This is a genomic window from Streptomyces sp. NPDC056738 (assembly GCF_042790435.1).
GTDB lineage: Bacteria > Actinomycetota > Actinomycetes > Streptomycetales > Streptomycetaceae > Streptomyces.
Genome location: NZ_JBHTZF010000017.1, coordinates 103,485 through 120,278, shown reverse-complemented (window position 1 = coordinate 120,278; position 16,794 = coordinate 103,485). Strand labels below are relative to the sequence as shown.

The window sequence follows — 16,794 nt, the reverse complement described above, 5'->3', positions numbered from 1 at the left end:
CGGTGACAGCGGCCCCGATCCCACGAGACGCGGCGCGGGCCCGTCGTAGGGATCTACCAGTGGTGATCCACCGGTGGTCCTGCGACGGGCCCGCGCGATGCCGGGTTCTAGTGGGCTCCGGTGCCGGTCAGGGCGCGGACCTCCAGTTCGGCGTACTTGCCGGCGTCGGGTTCCTCCTTGGACAGGACGGTGCCGAGCCAGCCCAGCAGGAAGCCGACCGGGATCGAGATGAGGCCCGGGTTCTCCAGCGGGAACCAGTGGAAGTCGACGTCCGGGAACATCGAGGTGGGCTTGCCCGAGACGACCGGGGAGAACAGGACCAGGCCGACCGCCGTGACGAGGCCGCCGTAGATCGACCAGAGAGCGCCCGGGGTGGTGAACCTCTTCCAGAACAGGCTGTAGAGGATCGTCGGCAGGTTCGCGGAGGCGGCGACCGCGAAGGCCAGGGCGACCAGTCCGGCGACGTTGAGGTCGCGGGCGAGGGCGCCCAGCAGGATGGACACGGCGCCGATGCCGACGGTCGCGTACCGGGCGGCCTTCATCTCCTGCTTCTCCGAGGCCTGCCCCTTCTTGATCACGTTCGCGTAGATGTCGTGCGCGAAGGAGGAGGACGAGGCGAGCGTCAGTCCCGCGACGACGGCGAGGATCGTGGCGAAGGCGACGGCGGAGATGGTGGCGAGCAGGATCGCGCCCCAGCTGGAGTCGACGCCGCCGAGGTGGAGGGCGAGCAGGGGTGCCGCCGTATTGCCCGCCTTGTTGGAGGCGATGATCTCGTCCGGTTTGATCAGCGCGGCGGCGCCGAAGCCGAGGGCGAGGGTCATCAGGTAGAAGGCGCCGATGAGGCCGATCGCCCAGTTGACCGACTTCCGCGCGGTCTTGGCGGTGGGCACGGTGTAGAAACGGATCAGGATGTGCGGCAGGCCCGCGGTGCCGAGGACCAGTGCCATGCCGAGCGAGATGAAGTCCAGCTTGGTGGTGGAGGTGGCGCCGTACTTGAGCCCGGGTTCCAGGAACGGCGAGCCCTTGCCGCTGTTCTCGGCCGCCTTGCCGAGCAGGTCGGAGATGTTGAAGTGGAACTTCAGCAGGACCAGGAAGGTGAGCAGGACGGCGCCGGCGATGAGCAGGACCGCCTTGACCATCTGCACCCAGGTGGTGCCCTTCATGCCGCCGATGGTGACGTACACGATCATCAGGACGCCGACGAGCGCGACGATGCCGATCTTGCCGCCGTCGCTGGTGATGCCGAGGAGCAGGGAGACGAGGACGCCCGCCCCCGCCATCTGGGCCAGCAGGTAGAAGATCGACACGACGATGGTGGAGGTGCCGGCGGCGGTGCGGACCGGGCGCTGGCGCATGCGGTAGGCGAGGACGTCGCCCATCGTGTAGCGGCCGGAGTTGCGCAGGGGTTCGGCGACCAGGAGCAGGGCGACGAGCCAGGCGACCAGGAAGCCGATGGAGTACAGGAAGCCGTCGTAGCCGAAGAGGGCGATCGCGCCGGCGATGCCGAGGAAGGACGCGGCGGACATGTAGTCGCCCGAGACGGCGAGTCCGTTCTGGAAGCCGGTGAACTGGCGGCCGCCCGCGTAGAAGTCGGCGGCGTCCTTGGTCTGGCGGCCGGCCCAGACGGTGATGACGAGGGTCGCGGCGACGAACACCGCGAACAGGGTGATGATCAGCGGGCGGTGCTCGCTCGCCTCGCCCGCGGCCAGCACGGTCGTGTGCGCGGTGGTCTGTACGGGGCTCATGCGCCGCCCTCCATCCGGGACTTGATGGCGTCGGCCTTGGGGTCGAGCCGGGTGGCCGCGTGCCGCGAGTACCACCAGGCGATGAGGAAGGTGGTGAGGAACTGGGCGAGGCCGAGCACCAGGGCGACGTTGACGTTGCCGAACAGCTTGGTGCCCATGAAGTCGCCCGCGTAGTTCGAGAGCAGGACGTACAGCAGGTACCAGAGGATGAATCCGACGGTCAGCGGAAAGGCGAAGGAGCGGTGCGAGCTGCGCAGTTCACCGAATTCGGCGCTCTCCTGCATCTCGACGAACTTTTCTGTGGACGGGAGCTCGGCTCCGGTCCTCGCGGGTGGTGGTGCGTCGGTGGCCACGGTGTCTCCTCGCGTTGCGGGTGCGGTTACGACGGTGGGCGGGGGCAGGTCGGGGCCCGCGGACGGGGACGGTTCGGGTACGGACATGGGACTTCGACCTCACATCGACGGACGTCACGTGACGGAGCGCTGTCGATCGCGTCCGTTCCGTGATCAAAGCCGGGGGCTCGATCGTCCACGGGCTCCCTGCCCAAGGTCACGGCGCCACGCGTGGACCGGTTCAACTCGCCCGGCTTCTTTCGGAAGTCGCCGCCGCACGCCCCCGGCTTCGTCCGGAGGTGGCGGCCGCCCGTCCCCGGCTTCTTTCTGAAGTCGTCGCCGCAAGTCATTGCTGGGCCGGTCGGCGGGAGGATAGCTTCGGCCTGCGCCATTCCGTCATGTACCTGCCCGAGCACCATCCGTGTTCGGGCAGCTCCGTTTTCCGGATGATGTGGAGATCCCATGGCTCATCTGCGTTCCAGACACCGTCTCGCCCTCGCGGTGCCGGTCGTCCTGTCGCTCACCGCCTCGCTCGGCTTCCTGCCGGGCGTCGCGACGGCCACACCTCTCACCACGCCCGCCGTGACGACCGCGGACGGCCCGAACCTCTCGTACGTGGTCAACACGACGACGGACCACCGCACGATCGCGTCGGTGAAGAAGGCGATCGCGGCGGCCGGCGGCAGTGTCGTGATCGCGTACGAGCAGATCGGCGTGATCGTCGTCCACTCCGCGAACCCGGACTTTGGCCCGCGGATCCGGACGGTGCGCGGAGTGCAGTCGGCCGGTGCCACCCGCACCTCGCCGCTGAAGGCCGCGGGCACGACGGACGAGGGCGCGGCGCAGGTGCTGTCCGCCGCCGAGGCCGCCAAGGTCGCGAAGGCCGCCGACGCGGGCCAGGAGCCTCTCGAGGCCGACCAGTGGGACCTGCGCGCGATAGGCGCCGACAAGGCGGCCACGATCAACCCCGGCAGCAAGAAGGTGACCGTCGCGGTGATCGACGTCGGCGTCGACGACACCCACCCCGACATCGCGCCGAACTTCTCCGCGTCCCAGTCCGCGAACTGCGTGGGCGGCAAACCGGACACGACGTACGGGTCCTGGCGCCCGGTGGACGCCGACCACTACCACGGCACGCATGTCGCGGGTGAGATCGCGGCGGCCCGCAACGGCGTCGGTGTGGCGGGGGTCGCGCCGGGTGTGAAGGTCTCCGGCATCACCGTGGCCGAGCCCGACTCGACCCAGCTCTTCTATCCGGAGAGCGTCGTGTGCGCCTTCGTCTTCGCCGCCGACCACGGTGTCGAGATCACCAACAACAGCTACTACGTGGACCCGTGGCTGTACAACTGCGTCGACGACCCCGACCAGAAGGCCATCGTCGACGCCGTCAACCGCGCCCAGCTCTACGCCCAGCGCAAGGGCACGCTGAACGTGGCCGCGGCGGGCAACTCCAACGACGACCTCGACTCGGACGCGCTCACCGACGCGTCCAGCCCCGACGACTCGACCGCCACGACGCGGACGGTCGACCCGCACAAGTGCTTCGACATCCCCACCCAGTTGCCCGGTGTCGTCACGGTCTCCTCGACCGGCGTCAAGGGCGCCAAGTCGTACTTCTCCAGCTACGGGAAGGGCGTCATCGACGTCGCGGCGCCCGGCGGCGACCGCTACCAGATCCCGGACACGCCCTCGGGGAACGGCCGCATCCTCTCCACGCTGCCGAACAACACCTACGGCTTCCTCCAGGGCACCTCGATGGCGACCCCGCACGTCGCCGGTGTGGCCGCGCTCCTGAAGTCCGAGTACCCCTGGGCGACGCCCGCTCAGCTCCAGCTCCTCCTCAAGGCCGAGGCGGACAACCCGGGTTGCCCGGCCGAGCCGTACGACGGCAACGGTGACGGTGTCGTCGACGCGACCTGCGTGGGCGGCAAGCACGTGAACGGCTTCTACGGCTCCGGCATCGTCAACGCCCTGCGGGCCGTCAAGTAGCGCCTGCCGTTGTTCCCGTGGCCCCGGCCGCCGCACCCACGGCGGCCGGGGCCACGCGCCGTCGGGGCCGCCTCACGTGTTGATCGCGTCCACACCGCATAGTGCCGGTATGACGCATACACCGATGGCCGCTGTGTGGGAGGAGCTGGGCGGAGACCCGGCGCTGCTCCCCGGGGTTTCGACCGTGGCGCGGGCCGGGACGCTGGAAGCCGCCCTGCCCGTACGCGCGTTGGCGCGCGCCTGCGTGGGCGCCTGCGCGCTCGCGGCCGCCGAGCTCGGGGCCCGGCGGGCCGGGCTCGCGCGGGTGCCGCGGGTGATCGTGGACGACGGCGCCGTCGCCACGGCCTTCGTCAGCGAACGGCATCTGCGGATCGACGGACGCGCGCCGCTGAACTTCGCACCGCTGTCCCGGTTCTGGCGGACCGCGGACGGCTGGGTGCGCACGCACGCCAACTATCCGCACCACCGGGCCCGGCTGCTGAGCGCGCTGGGCGCGGCGGACGACGCGAGTCCCGAGGACGTGGCCGCCCTGCTCGCCGGGCGCTCCGCACGGGAGGTCGAGGAGACGGTGTACGCCGCCGGGGGCCTCGCCGTGGCCCTGCGCACGCCGGAGGAGTGGTCGGCCCATGCCCAGGGTCGCGCGCTGGCGGAGCACCCGCTGATCGAATGGGACGGGCCCGCCGGGCGGGGCGGACCGGCGGGCGGCGGACAGGGTGGCGCGGGCGGCCGGCGCGGGCGGGGACTCGGGCCGTTGAGCGCGGATGGGACGCTGCTGCCCGCCGCCGGGGTGCGGGTCCTGGACCTGACGCGGGTCATCGCGGGCCCGGTCGCCACCCGCACGCTCGCCCTGCTGGGTGCCGACGTGCTGCGCGTCGACGCGCCGCACCTGCCGGAGGACCCGGACGCCCACGCGGACACGGGCTTCGGCAAGCGCTCGGCGCTGCTGGACCTGACGGCCGACCGCCGCGCCCTCGACGAGCTGCTGGCGTCGGCGGACGTGGTCGTCACCGGGTACCGGCCCGGTGCCCTCGACCGCTTCGGGCTCTCCCCCGAGGCGCTGGCGGAGCGCCGTCCGGGCCTCGTGGTGGCGCAGGTGTCGGCGTGGGGTGCGTACGGGCCCTGGGGCGGGCGGCGGGGCTTCGACAGCCTGGTGCAGGTGGCCACCGGGATCGCGGCCACGGAGGGATCGCCCCAGCGGCCGGGCGCGCTGCCGGCGCAGGCCCTCGACCACGGCACCGGGTATCTGCTGGCGGCGGCCGTCCTGCGGGCGCTGACCGAGCGGGAGGAGCGGGGCCACGGCGCCGTCGTACGGCTGGCGCTGGCCCGCACGGCGATGTGGCTGACGGACGGGATCGGGCGGCAGGAGGGAGCCGGGGCGGTACCGGACGCCTCGGCGGGGGAACCGTACGACCGTCCCGACGCCTGGCTGTCGGAGCGGGCCGGGCCCGCCGGTCTGCTCGTCCACGCCCTGCCCCCGGTCGCCTTCGCGGGCGGTCCCGCCGACTGGGCGCGCCCTCCGGGCCGCTGGGGGACGGACCCGGCCCGCTGGACCTGAGGGACCGGGGCGCCGGGCGGAACGGCCGCCCGGCGCTCGGGCTCCCGCCGGGTCAGGAGGTGACGAGGACCTTCAGCGCGGTGCGCTCGTCCATCGCCTTGTAGCCCTCGGGCACGCCGTCCAGGCCGACGGTCATGTCGAAGACCGGCGACGGGTCGATGGTGCCGTCCAGGACGTCGGGCAGCAGCTCGGGGATGTACGCGCGCACCGGGGCGACCCCGCCGCGCAGGGCGATGTTCCGGTCGAACATGACGCCCAGGTCGAGGCCCGTGCCGCTGCCGTGGGGCACTCCGACGAAGCCGATCGCGCCGCCGTCACGGGTGATGTTCACGGCCGTGCTCATGGACTGCTCGGTGCCGACCGCCTCGACGACGCAGTGCGCGCCCTGGCCGCCGGTCAGCTCGCGGACGGCCGCGACGGCCGCCTCGCCACGCTCGGCGACGACGTCCGTGGCGCCGAAGCGGAGCGCGATGTCGGTACGGACCTGGTGCCGGCCGAGCGCGATGATCCGCTCCGCGCCGAGCCGCTTGGCCGCGAGCACGGCGCACAGCCCGACGGCCCCGTCGCCCACGACGGCGACGGTCGAGCCCTTGCGGACTCCGGCGCCGAGGGCCGCGTGGTGACCGGTGCCGAGGACGTCGGAGAGCGTCAGCAGCGCGGTCAGCAGGTGGTCGTCGGAGGCGGCCTCCTTGGGAAGCTGGACGAGGGTGCCGTCCGCGAAGGGGACGCGTACGGCCTCGCCCTGGCCGCCGTCGTATCCCACGGAGCCCCAGAAGCCGCCGTGCACGCACGAGGTGGTGAGCCCGTCACGGCAGTAGTCGCACACGCCGTCGGACCACATGAAGGGCGCCACGACCAGGTCGCCGCGCCGGACGCCGGTCACCTCGGAGCCCGTCTCCTCGACGATGCCGAGGAACTCGTGCCCGATGCGCTGGCCCGGCTGCCGGGCCGCCTCGCCGCGGTACGCCCACAGGTCGCTGCCGCAGATGCAGGAACGCAGCACCCGGACGACCGCGTCGGTGGGGAGCTGCACCATGGGCTCGGGCACCTCCTCCACACGCATGTCGAACGGGGCGTGGATGGTGGTGGCGCGCATGGCGAGGATCCTTCTCGTCTGGAGCGTGGGTGAGATGCGCTCAGGGGGTGGTTGAGCGCATCTCACCGTACGCCGCCGTCGGCACGCGTCGCGCGCCGAGGGGGTCGAGCACGCCGCGGACCAGCAGGAACTGGGCCGCGATGTACGTGAGCATGATCCAGAAGGACGCTTTCGGGAGCTGTGGCCAGTCGGCGACGCCGGTGGCGATCAGCGTGTCCGAGAGCATGAAGAGGGCGCCGCCGAGCGCCGCGACGGGGCCGAGGCGCGTGGCCCCGTACGCCATCGCGGTGAGCAGCAGGCTGTAGCCGGCCACGGGGACGCGCAGGCCGGCCGGAAGCCCGGGCCACAGCAGGACGACGAGGGCGACGAGGACGGTGGCGTACGCGGCGAGGAGCCGCGGGTCCCGGACGCGCGCCGTCCTGCGGAAGAGCACGAGGTAGCAGACGTGCCCCGCCGCGAAGGAGGCCATGCCGGCCAGGAAGGCGGGGTCGGCGTCGGACATGAGCGCCAGGTCGCCGCACCAGCCGAGGAGCAGGGCGGCCAGGAGCAGCCGGGGTCCGCCGCGTACACCGGCGTACGCGGCGAGCAGCGGCATCAGGAGCGGCTTGGCGATCCGGTGCCCCGGGTCGTGCCCGGCGAGCAGCGAGAGGAGGTCGACGGCCGCCGCCAGCGCGAAGCAGACGAGCAGGACGCGCGCGGTGCGGGGGCTCACGCGACGGGCTCCGCGGCCGGGGCCTGCGCGGCGGCCGGCGGCGCGGGCTGCCAGCCGGGCCCGCCGAGGAGCCGTCCGGCGCGCTCGCGCCAGCTCGCGGCCGCCCGCAGGTCGCGGGCGATGGCGGTGTACTCGTGGGTGGCCACGCGCAGCGGGTTGTACGTGGTGATGTTCTTGGTGAGTCCGTAGACGGGCCGTTCGGTCTCCGCGACGAACGATCCGAAGAGCCGGTCCCAGACGATGAGGATGCCGCCGAAGTTGCGGTCCAGGTAGCCGCCCTGGGAGGCGTGGTGGACGCGGTGGTGGGAGGGCGTGTTGAGGGCGAACTCGAACCAGCGGGGCAGCTTGTCGATGCGCTCGGTGTGGATCCAGAACTGGTAGACGAGGCTCACCGAGGAGCAGAAGGCGAGCGCGGCGGGGTGCACGCCGAGCGCGATCATCGGGAGGTAGAAGGGCCACGACGTCAGGCCCGTCCAGGGCTGGCGCAGGGCGGTGGTGAGGTTGAACTTCCGGCTGGAGTGGTGCACGACGTGACAGGCCCACAGGAGGCGGATCACGTGGTGGCCGCGGTGGGACCAGTAGTAGAAGAAGTCCTGCGCGAGCAGCATCAGCGGGATCGTCCACCACAGGACGGGCACCCGCAGCGGCGTCAGCGCGTAGACCGCGCTGTAGACGGCGACGATCGGGAACTTCCACAGGAAGTCGAAGAACAGGCTGCCGAGTCCCATGCCGAGGCTCGTCGCGGCGTCCTTCTTCTCGTACCCCGCGGCGTCCTCGTCCGGATGGATCCGGACGCTGATCATCTCGATCACGGCGAGGAGGATGAAGGCGGGTATCGACAGCAGCACGACATCGGGCAGGTTCGGCATGGGTGAACCGTAGATGCGCTGGTCGGTCGCGTACAGAGGCTGTTACCAACAAGTATTACCGGCGGTACGCGCTTACTTCTCGGCGATCTCCGCCAAGAGCCCCCGGGCGGCCGGCCGCGCGCTCCCGGCACCGGCCGGCACCCGAGGCTCACCACACCCGCACCGAGCCTCCTCTCGCGAACACCGGGCTCGTCGCGTCGGCGGGCGGGGTGTCCAGCGGTTCGGCGATCTCGGCCACCGTCGGGCCGGCCTTGGCGGCGATCTCGTCGAGGTACGCCAGGTCGAAGCCGTAGACGCGGGCCGCGTTGCCGCCGACCATGGCGGCGACCTCGGCGCGTGGCAGCCCCGCGTAGGCGAACCGCAGTCCCTCGCGGGTGTAGGGGTGGGTGCCTTCGTCGTGCGGGTAGTCGCTGCCCCACATGATCTTGTCGAGGCCGATGCGGTCGCGCAGCGGCACCTCGTGCGGACGCATGAAACTGGCCCCGACGAAGCAGTTCTCGCGCCAGACCGCGGAGGGGCGCTCGCCCATCGTCGCGGCCAGTCCCGCGCCGAACTTCGACTCGGCCGTCGACGCCCGGCCCGCCGCCGCGACCAGCCGCCGGTGGTAGTAGTCGAGCATGTCGAGCACCCCGGGGATCCAGCCCGAGCCCTGCTCGGTCAGCACCAGTCTCAGACCGGGGTGCCGGCGGAACGCGCCGCCGAACACCAGGTGCCACAGCGCGCGGTGCGAGAACCAGGTCGTCTCCACCATGTAGACCGCGCGGGCCGCCGGTTCGTCCCCGAGCGGCGGCGAGGCGGAGCCCGCGTGGTGGTTCACCGGGACGCCCAGTTCGGCGCAGGCCGCCCAGATCGGGTCGTACGCCGACGAGTACAGCTCGGGCAGGCCCGAACCCGGGGGTGTGCCGGGCAGCAGCAGGCCGCCCTTGAGGCCCGCGGCCGCCGACCGGTGGATCTCCTCGACCGCCGCGTCGGCGTCGTTCAGGAGGATCTGGAAGACGCCCGCGCGCCGGCCGGGCGCCGCCGCGCAGAAGTCGGCGAGCCAGCGGTTGTGGGCCCGCAGCCCCGCCCAGCGCCGCTCGAACTCCGCCGCCGTCGGGGCCGGTGCCATGAGGGAGCCCGACGGGAAGAACGGCGGGATGGTGTTCGGGAAGACCACCTCCGCGACGATGCCGTCCTCCTCCAGTTCCGCGAGCCGCCGCGCGGAGTTCCAGTTCCGGTCGGCGGTGTCGGCGAGGAGGTCCTCGTAGGGGTTGACGTAGTCGGCGGCCCAGGCGTCGAAGTCGTCGTGGTAACGGCGTTCCAGGTACGGCCTGTAGTCGAGGAGATCGGCGCCCGCGTGGCAGTCGGCGGAGATGACGGTGTAGCGGTCCTCGCCACCGGCGCGAGTCCCGGCCTTCTCGGCGGTCTCGGCGCTCTCGGCGCTCTCGGCGTTCTCGGCGCTCTCGGCGTTCTCGGCGCTCTCGGCGTTCTCGGCGGTCATGGGTTCACCCCCAGTACGGGGAAGTCGTGGTCCGTCAGCCAGTGGCGGCCCACCTCGCGCGAGCGCGCCCAGGACGCCTCGACCGCCGACTGGTCCTCGTCCTGGCCCAGTTCGGCCGGGGTCGGACCGATCCGCCGGGCGACCGGGGCCAGTTCGGCGACGTCGAAGCCGAACACCTCGGCCGCCGCGAGGCCCAGCATGCGGCGGGTCTCCGCCACCGGGATGTCGTGGAAGGTCCTCGCCAGCCACGCCCGGGTGTCGGGCCAGGTGCCCTCGGGGTGCGGGAAGTCGCTGCCCCAGAGGATGTTGTCGACGCCGATCTCGTAACGCTGGGCGAGTTCACGGCGCTTGGTGTTGGTCGCGCAGACGAAGACCTGCCGGTCCAGGTACTCGTGCGGGGGCCGCTTCAGCTCCGCGAAGGGCGACAGCTTCTTGCCGCCGTGCGCGCCGAGATACAGCCGGTCCATGAACCACAGCAGGTTGGGCAGCCACCAGCAGCCCGACTCGGCGACGCCGAACCGCAGTCCGGGGTGCCGTTCGAAGACCCCCGACCAGAGCAGGAACCAGAGCGGCCGCGCGGGCCACCAGGTGACCTCGGAGACGTAGATGCCCAGGTGGTCGCCATACTCGTGGCGCGGCGCCGCGCCGGAATGGGTGAGCACGGGCATCGAGCACTCTGCGGCCGCCGCCCACACGGGGTCGTAACGGCGGTCGTGGTAGGGCTCGTTGTCGACCCACATGGAGGGGATCATCAGCGCGCCGAGGCCCGACTCCTTGGCCCGGTACACCTCGGCGACGACCCGTCCGGTCTCACCCGTGACCGGCAGCAGGGCGACCCCGCAGTGGCGTTCGGGGTGCTCGGAGACGAAGTCGGCGAGCCAGCGGTTGTGCGCCTGGGCGCCCGCCATGCCGAGGTCGGGGTCCTGGTCGCCGGAGAGGCCGAGGCCGACGCCGAACGGGGCCGCGGTGCGGCTGTCGACGGCGTCCGCGTCGGGGAAGACGACCTCGGCCGCCACACCGTCGCCGTCGAGCTCCTTGAGGCGCTGTGCGGTGTCCCAACCGCCGCGCAGGCCCTCCTCGTTGTCCTGGAACCACTTGTCGGCGAACGCCTCGTTGCGGATGCCGAGCCGGTTCATCTCCTCGCGGCGCCGGCCCTGGCCCGCGAGGAAGTCGTCGAAGTCCCGGTGGAACCGCGCGTCCAGATAGGGCCGGTACTCCTCGGTGGGAAGTCCGGCGTGGCAGTCGGAGGAGATGATCAGATACGGGTCCTGTTCGCTCACCGCGCCCCCTCAGTCGAGGATGAAACTTTCCAGGTACGACGGATCGGCCCGCTCGAGCATCGACCGCGACCGCGCCAGGATCTGCCGGTCGCTGTGCTCGCTCTCGGGCAGCAGCCAGAAGCGGCCCGCGCCGATCCCCTCGGCGACGAGGTCGGCGACCTCCTCGACGGGGGTGAACCGCACCTCGTGGCCCGCCTCGTTCATCGCGGCCTCCCACTGGGCGAGGCTGCGGTACGGGGTCCTGCGGGGCCGCTCCTTCGCGTACCGCCCGGGCCGGTTGCGGTGCGACTCCCACAGGCCCGTGCGCAGCATGTGCGGTCCGGGGAACAGCACGGAGGCCCCCACGCGCGCGTGCTCCGCCTTCAGATGCGCGTACAGCGACTCGGTCAGCGTCACCACGGCCGCCTTGGTGACGGCGTACACGGAGGCGGTGGGCAGCGGGGCGATCCCGCCGTCCCCGGACGAGGTGTTGACGACGTGGCCGGGCTCGCCGCCTGCGAGCATCCGCGGCACGAACGCCTGGACGCCGTGGAAGACACCCCACACGTTGACGGCGAACGCCCACTTCCAGTCGTTGGGGTCGTGCTCCCACATCCGGCCCTCGGCGCCGGAGCCGACCCCGGCGTTGTTGCACAGGACGTGGACCGCGCCGTACGTGGTGTACACGTCCTCGGCGAGCGCGAGGACCTCGGAGCGCTCCGAGACGTCGACGACGCGCGCGTGGACGTCGGCGCCGTCCTCGCGCAGCTCGCCCGCGGCCTTGTCCAGCGCGCCCTCCTCGACGTCGGCGAGGACGACCTTCAGGCCGTCCGCCGCGAACCGCCGGGCCATCGCGAGCCCGATGCCGCTCGCCGCGCCGGTGACGACGGCGACCTGTCCCGCGCGCAGCTCCATCAGACGCTCCCCTCGGGCGGACCGTCGAGGATCTGCCGGGGATCGTCGTAGCGCTGGTGGATGTACGGCAGCAGGGCCCGGGCGCTGACGCGTTCGGCGACCCTGCCCTTCTGGTCGGTGGTCTTCTCGCCGAGGGTGATCTCCAGCAGCTTGCGTACCGGCAGATCGGCGACCGGGTCGTACATGGACTCGCGCAGGACGACGTCCCCGGTGACGCGCTCCAGCCTGCGGACCTTCTCGTCGCGTACGCAGTGCACGAGGACGGGGTCGGCGTCGAATCCCGAACCGTCCACCGCGGGGAGGAACTTGAAGTAGAAGTCTGTCTTGCGCGCGGGTTCGGGCAGCGGCAGGGGGCCGCTCACGGCGCCGCGCACCTCGACGAAGGCGATGCCGTGCCGGGCGAGCGCGGCCCGTACGACGAGCCCGTCGCGCTCGACGGTCACCTCGCCGAGCTTCTTGGGCTCACCGAAGACCTCCCTGCCGCCGGTCAGGGCCCGCTCGTGGGTCATCGGCATGACCAGCGGATACCAGCCCTCGACGTCCTCGTGGGCGGCGGCGACGGCGAACGAGCCCGCGCCCAGCGGGTATCCGGGCAGATCGACCTTGCTGATGTTGACCCGCACCAGCGGGCGGGCGGTGGGCTTCAGCGGGGGCGGCAGGACCGCCGCGACCGCGTCCGGGTCGCTCTCCCAGACGGCCACCACACCGGTCGACCAGATGTCGGGGAGTTTCGAGCTCGCGGCGCGCGCGGCGTCGATCTCCGCCTCGGTCCGCGCGCCGTACCTCACTCGTGCCATGTCCGTACCGCCCTTCGTAGGCGCTACCTGCTGGGGCGCGGAGCACGCTTGCACCGCACGGGTGAAAGGTCCATAGCCGTGCGCCGACGCGATGCCCGACGGCCCTTCGGACGGGCCCTGTTCGGGAACGGACGGCCGCTCGCACGGAGGCGCGGAAATAATCGGTGGCATCCGAGGCGGGTGCCTTCCTAGACTCCGCAAGCGCGGGGGCGGCTCCGCAAGCGTGCTTCCTTCTCTCTTTTCTACGACTGCCGTAGCGCGCTCACTCTCCGCCCCCGCCTCACCCACTTCCGATCCCGGGGGATCTCCGCTTGTCCGTACTGTCGTCCGTGCTGCTCCGCCGCCTGCGTACCGTCTACGTCGACCAGGCCGGGCCACGGCCGGGAGACCCGGAGACGACCGAGGGGCTCGTCGCTCTGGAGGCGGAGCTGCTCGACCGGGGATTCGCCCCGGCCGCACCGCTGCGCGCCGCGCTCGCCTGGCTCGGCCCCGCGGGTCTCGCGGACGCCGGTACCGCCCTGATCCGGCAGATCGACGCGGAACTGGGCGCGGACCGCACCCATATGCCGCTGTTCCGCAGCTTCCCGGCGTCGGTGCCCGACGACACCTTCCGGCTGTACGTCGACCGTGTCTTCACCCTGCTGCTCCAGTGGCCCGCCCAGCCGTGCGTGCTGTGCGGCACGGTCGGCAGCGTGCATCCCGTGGCGCCGTGCGCCCACCTGGTGTGCCGTGTCTGCTGGGACGGCGGCGACTACGCCGGCTGCCCCCTGTGCCACCGCCGGATCGACGGCACGGACCCCTTCCTGAAGCCCGCCGCGCCCCGGATCCAGCGTGAACTGCCCGTCGGACCGCTGAAGTTGCTGGCACTCGGGATCGACCAGCGGGCGGACGCGACGAAGGCGCTGCTGCGGCTGCTGGCCCGGCGGACGCCGCTGCCGCCGCAGGACCGGGACGACGTGAAGCTGCTCCTCGGGCACGCGCCCCCCGCTCTCGACTGGCTGCCCGCGGACATCCCCGTCCGCGAGACGAAGGCCCTGGTGCTCGGCAGCCTCCTGCTGGACCGGCGCACGCGCGCGGCCGTGCGCCCGCTGCTCGCCGCGCACCTCACCACGGCGACGGACGTGCTGCGGCTGCTGCAGGTCTGGTCGGGCGGCGAGGCCGATCTCGTCGAGCCGCGCCGGCTGCGTTCGCTGCCCCGCGCGCTGCGCCGCGAACTGCTCGCCGTGCTCAACGGGTTCGCGGCCGCGTCGCTGGTCGAGGACGTGCTGCGGCATCCGCTCGGCTGGAAGCGCGCCGCCGAGATCCTGCACCCCTACGAGCGGCACGAGCGGCATCCGAAGGCCGCCCTCGCCTTCGCCGTGCTGCGCGGCACGGACACCTCGGCCACACCCCTCGGCGAAGCGCTGCTGCGCACAGCGGCCGCGCACCCGGAGGCGGTGCGGATCGACGGCGCGCGCATCCGGCCCGACTCCTGGGGCGCGCACACCGAACAGGCCCTGCGCGAGAAGGACTTCCCGCTCGCGCTCGACCTGCTCGCCCGGCGGCCGGGCGAACTGCTGCGCAGGCTGGACCACCTGCTGCGCCTGCACGATCTGGAGGAACTGCCCGAGGGCTTCGCCGACACCCTGCGGCGGGTGCTTCCGCAGGCCGGTCCCGGGCCGCTGCTCGCGGCGCTCGGCCGCCTGAGGATCCGTCACCTCCCGGGCGAGCGCCGGGTGTTCTTCCCACGCGGCAAGGTCACCCGCTCCTTCACCCTGGACGACACCCGGGCCCCGCTGGCCGAGGCGGTCACCGACGGCGTCCGCGCGCTCCTGGAGGCCGAAGCGGTGCGCCGGCTCGCGGCCGCCCCGCGCTTCGACCTCGCCGTGCTCGACGCGGACCTCGCGGGCCTGGCCGTCCCCTCCGTCGAGCGGGCGTCCGCGAAGGCGCTGGTCTCGGTGCCGCGCGGCAGCACCCAGCCGCTCCCCGAGGGACAGGTCCTGCGCCTGTTCCTGCACTGGACGCAGCCCGCGAAGATCCGCGTGGACCTCGATCTGTCCGTCGCGCTGTACGACGAGGACTGGGCGTTCGTCGGCGTGTGCGACTACACCAACCTCGTCCACGGGGACCGGGCGATCGTCCACTCCGGCGACCTCACCTCGGCCCCGGCGCCCGACGGGGCCACCGAGTACGTGGACCTGGACCTCGCGGCGCTCGCCGGGGGCCCGGTGCGCTTCGCGGTGCCCGTCGTGTTCAGCTACAACGACATCGCCTTCGAGCATCTCCTCGACGCCTTCGCCGGCTTCATGGCCCTGCCCTCGACGGACGGGCGGGACGCCTCGTACGACCCCCGCACGGTGCGTCAGCGCTACGACCTGGAGGGGGACTCGCGCATCCACGTCCCGCTGCTGGTCGACCTGGAGCGCCGCACGTTCCTGTGGACCGACCTGCATCTGCCGTCCTCCGAGGGCTTCCACAGCGTGCACCGGCACGGCGCCGACCTCGGCCGCGTCGGCAGGGACCTGTTCCAGTACTTCACGACCGGCCGTACGACGCTGTGGGACCTGGCGGTGTGGCATGCGGCGGCCCGTACGGACGAGGTCGTGGTGGTGCGGCGGGCACGGTCGGGCGGGGAACTGTGGCACTACGCGCGCGGGGAGGGCGAGAGCGGACCGGACTTCGCCGCCCGGGTACGCGCGCTGGGCCCTCCGGAGCGGCGGAGCCCGGCCGAGGACGTGGACGCGCTCGCCGCGGAGGCGGCCGCCAAGAGGCACGTCCTGCTCGCCCTGGTGCACGGCGGTGTAGCCCCCGAGGGCGCGAGCGGATCGGTATACCGCCTGCTGCCCGGCCCGGTCGACGGCTGCGGTCTGACCCTGCTGACGGCAGGGGACCTGGTGGCGGCGCTGGGCTGAGCGCGTCAACACCGGGCCCCGCGGACCCGGTTGCGGCGCCCGGGCGCGCGTGGCCCGGTGACGGGCCGCCGGGGGCCTCCGTCGCGGAAGGCGGGGGCCGGTGTGTCAGTCGGGGCCCGTATCCTCATTGACCATGCTCGAAGACCTCACGACCGCAGCGTCCCCTGCCTCCTGGCCGGCCGCGTATCCGCAGGGATACGCGGTCGTCGACGTGGAGACCACAGGACTGGCCCGCGACGACCGGATAATCTCCGCCGCCGTCTACCGGCTGGACGCGCGCGGCGAGGTCGAGGACCACTGGTACACGATGGTCAATCCGGAGCGGGACCCCGGCCCGGTGTGGATCCACGGTCTGACGAGCGAGATGCTCGAAGGGGCGCCGCTCTTCCACGAGGTGGCCGAGGAGTTCGCCGCCCGGCTCGCGGGGCGGGTGCTCGTCGCGCACAACGCGGTCTTCGACTGGTCGATGATCGCGCGGGAGTACGCGCGCGCGGAGCGTGAGGCGCCGGTGCGTCAGCGCCTGTGCACCATCGCCCTCTCCAAGGAGCTGGGGCTGCCGCTGCCCAACCACAAGCTGGAGTCGCTGGCCGCGCACTTCGGCGTCGTACAGCAGCGGGCGCACCACGCGCTGGACGACGCGCGCGTGCTGGCCGAGGCGTTCCGGCCGAGCCTGCGGGCCGCGGCCGAGGGCGGGGTGCGGCTGCCGCTCCTCGAATGCCTGCCGCTCAAGGAGTGGTCCGACAGCGCCGCGGCTCCGCGGATCGGACGGCAGGCCGGGAGCTACGGCTCCGGTGGTTACCCGTCGGGGAGTTGGCGCCCGTCCCGCAAGCGCCCCGCGTGCCCGTATCCGAACCCCGGCCGGTACACGGCGGACAAACCGCTCAAACAGGGCATGCGGATCGCGTTCTCCGGGGACACGTCCGTCGACCGCGAACTGCTGGAGGACCGTGCCGTCGAGGCCGGACTGCATGTCGCGACGAGCCTGTCGCGACTGACCAGCCTGCTGGTGACCAACGACCCGGACTCCGGCACGTCAAAGGTGGTCAAAGCGCGGCAATTCGGGACACCCGTGGTCGACGAGGCCGCGTTCGGACAGCTCCTGCGTGACGTCGAACCCGCATCGGAAGGGTGACGGACGTACGGGTGATTGACGG

General features: G+C 72.5%; 13 protein-coding genes. 4 read left to right on the top strand and 9 right to left on the bottom strand.

Annotation, left to right across the window (positions count from 1 at the left end; translation table 11 throughout):
* Positions 1-107 precede the first annotated feature (107 nt).
* On the bottom strand, positions 108-1,745 hold the full coding sequence (locus tag ACFRIC_RS35235) for a cation acetate symporter (RefSeq protein ID WP_382794675.1): 1,638 nt from the start codon (positions 1,743-1,745) through the stop codon (positions 108-110).
* Positions 1,742-2,098, bottom strand: a complete 357-nt coding sequence (locus ACFRIC_RS35230; RefSeq protein WP_382794671.1) for a DUF485 domain-containing protein — start codon at positions 2,096-2,098, stop codon at positions 1,742-1,744. Before ACFRIC_RS35230 ends, ACFRIC_RS35235 begins: the two co-directional genes overlap by 4 nt.
* A gap of 441 nt (positions 2,099-2,539) precedes the next feature.
* Here ACFRIC_RS35230 and ACFRIC_RS35225 point away from each other — a divergent pair, with 441 nt between their 5' ends.
* Entirely contained in the window at positions 2,540-4,066 is a 1,527-nt protein-coding gene (locus ACFRIC_RS35225) for a S8 family serine peptidase (protein WP_382794668.1), read from the top strand.
* A 109-nt stretch (positions 4,067-4,175) separates the two neighbouring features.
* On the top strand, positions 4,176-5,621 hold the full coding sequence (locus ACFRIC_RS35220) for a CoA transferase (RefSeq protein ID WP_382794664.1): 1,446 nt from the start codon (positions 4,176-4,178) through the stop codon (positions 5,619-5,621).
* 52 nt (positions 5,622-5,673) lie between these two features.
* Here ACFRIC_RS35220 and ACFRIC_RS35215 read toward each other — a convergent pair whose 3' ends face one another.
* The 7 genes from ACFRIC_RS35215 to ACFRIC_RS35185 form a co-directional block, all read right to left on the bottom strand.
* A complete protein-coding gene (locus tag ACFRIC_RS35215) occupies positions 5,674-6,717 on the bottom strand; it encodes a zinc-dependent alcohol dehydrogenase family protein (RefSeq protein WP_382794662.1) in 1,044 nt (347 codons plus the stop codon).
* A 40-nt stretch (positions 6,718-6,757) separates the two neighbouring features.
* Positions 6,758-7,429 (bottom strand): lysoplasmalogenase, encoded by a 672-nt coding sequence (locus ACFRIC_RS35210; RefSeq protein ID WP_382794659.1) that lies wholly within the window; start codon positions 7,427-7,429, stop codon positions 6,758-6,760.
* Positions 7,426-8,298 (bottom strand): sterol desaturase family protein, encoded by an 873-nt coding sequence (locus tag ACFRIC_RS35205; RefSeq protein ID WP_382794656.1) that lies wholly within the window; start codon positions 8,296-8,298, stop codon positions 7,426-7,428. The genes ACFRIC_RS35210 and ACFRIC_RS35205 overlap by 4 nt, the downstream gene beginning before the upstream one ends.
* 148 nt (positions 8,299-8,446) lie before the next feature.
* Positions 8,447-9,778 carry an amidohydrolase family protein gene (locus ACFRIC_RS35200; RefSeq protein WP_382794653.1) on the bottom strand — a complete coding sequence of 444 codons (1,332 nt, stop codon included), beginning with the start codon at positions 9,776-9,778 and terminating at the stop codon, positions 8,447-8,449.
* A complete protein-coding gene (locus ACFRIC_RS35195; protein WP_382794650.1) occupies positions 9,775-11,058 on the bottom strand; it encodes an amidohydrolase family protein in 1,284 nt (427 codons plus the stop codon). The genes ACFRIC_RS35200 and ACFRIC_RS35195 overlap by 4 nt, the downstream gene beginning before the upstream one ends.
* 9 nt (positions 11,059-11,067) lie before the next feature.
* Positions 11,068-11,952, bottom strand: coding sequence for an SDR family NAD(P)-dependent oxidoreductase (locus ACFRIC_RS35190; RefSeq protein WP_382794646.1), 885 nt, complete (start codon positions 11,950-11,952; stop codon positions 11,068-11,070).
* The gene (locus ACFRIC_RS35185; protein WP_382794643.1) at positions 11,952-12,749 is read right to left on the bottom strand and encodes an acetoacetate decarboxylase family protein; all 798 of its coding nucleotides are present in this window, start codon (positions 12,747-12,749) and stop codon (positions 11,952-11,954) included. Before ACFRIC_RS35185 ends, ACFRIC_RS35190 begins: the two co-directional genes overlap by 1 nt.
* Before the next feature lie 311 nt (positions 12,750-13,060).
* Between ACFRIC_RS35185 and ACFRIC_RS35180 the strand changes: the two genes are divergently transcribed.
* Positions 13,061-15,640 (top strand): MXAN_6230/SCO0854 family RING domain-containing protein, encoded by a 2,580-nt coding sequence (locus tag ACFRIC_RS35180; protein WP_382794641.1) that lies wholly within the window; start codon positions 13,061-13,063, stop codon positions 15,638-15,640.
* Between the two features lie 133 nt (positions 15,641-15,773).
* Positions 15,774-16,772 carry a DEDDh family exonuclease gene (locus ACFRIC_RS35175; RefSeq protein WP_382794639.1) on the top strand — a complete coding sequence of 333 codons (999 nt, stop codon included), beginning with the start codon at positions 15,774-15,776 and terminating at the stop codon, positions 16,770-16,772.
* The last annotated feature ends 22 nt before the right edge of the window (positions 16,773-16,794 follow it).

Excerpts from the sequence above, each read along its gene's own strand:
- ACFRIC_RS35235 (WP_382794675.1), bottom strand. The coding sequence starts at position 1,745 with ATGAGCCCCGTACAGACCACCGCGCACACGACCGTGCTGGCCGCGGGC.
- ACFRIC_RS35225 (WP_382794668.1), top strand. The coding sequence starts at position 2,540 with ATGGCTCATCTGCGTTCCAGACACCGTCTCGCCCTCGCGGTGCCGGTC.
- ACFRIC_RS35220 (WP_382794664.1), top strand. The coding sequence starts at position 4,176 with ATGACGCATACACCGATGGCCGCTGTGTGGGAGGAGCTGGGCGGAGAC.
- ACFRIC_RS35215 (WP_382794662.1), bottom strand. The coding sequence starts at position 6,717 with ATGCGCGCCACCACCATCCACGCCCCGTTCGACATGCGTGTGGAGGAG.
- ACFRIC_RS35205 (WP_382794656.1), bottom strand. The coding sequence starts at position 8,298 with ATGCCGAACCTGCCCGATGTCGTGCTGCTGTCGATACCCGCCTTCATC.
- ACFRIC_RS35200 (WP_382794653.1), bottom strand. The coding sequence starts at position 9,778 with ATGACCGCCGAGAACGCCGAGAGCGCCGAGAACGCCGAGAGCGCCGAG.
- ACFRIC_RS35190 (WP_382794646.1), bottom strand. The coding sequence starts at position 11,952 with ATGGAGCTGCGCGCGGGACAGGTCGCCGTCGTCACCGGCGCGGCGAGC.
- ACFRIC_RS35185 (WP_382794643.1), bottom strand. The coding sequence starts at position 12,749 with ATGGCACGAGTGAGGTACGGCGCGCGGACCGAGGCGGAGATCGACGCC.
- ACFRIC_RS35175 (WP_382794639.1), top strand. The coding sequence starts at position 15,774 with ATGCTCGAAGACCTCACGACCGCAGCGTCCCCTGCCTCCTGGCCGGCC.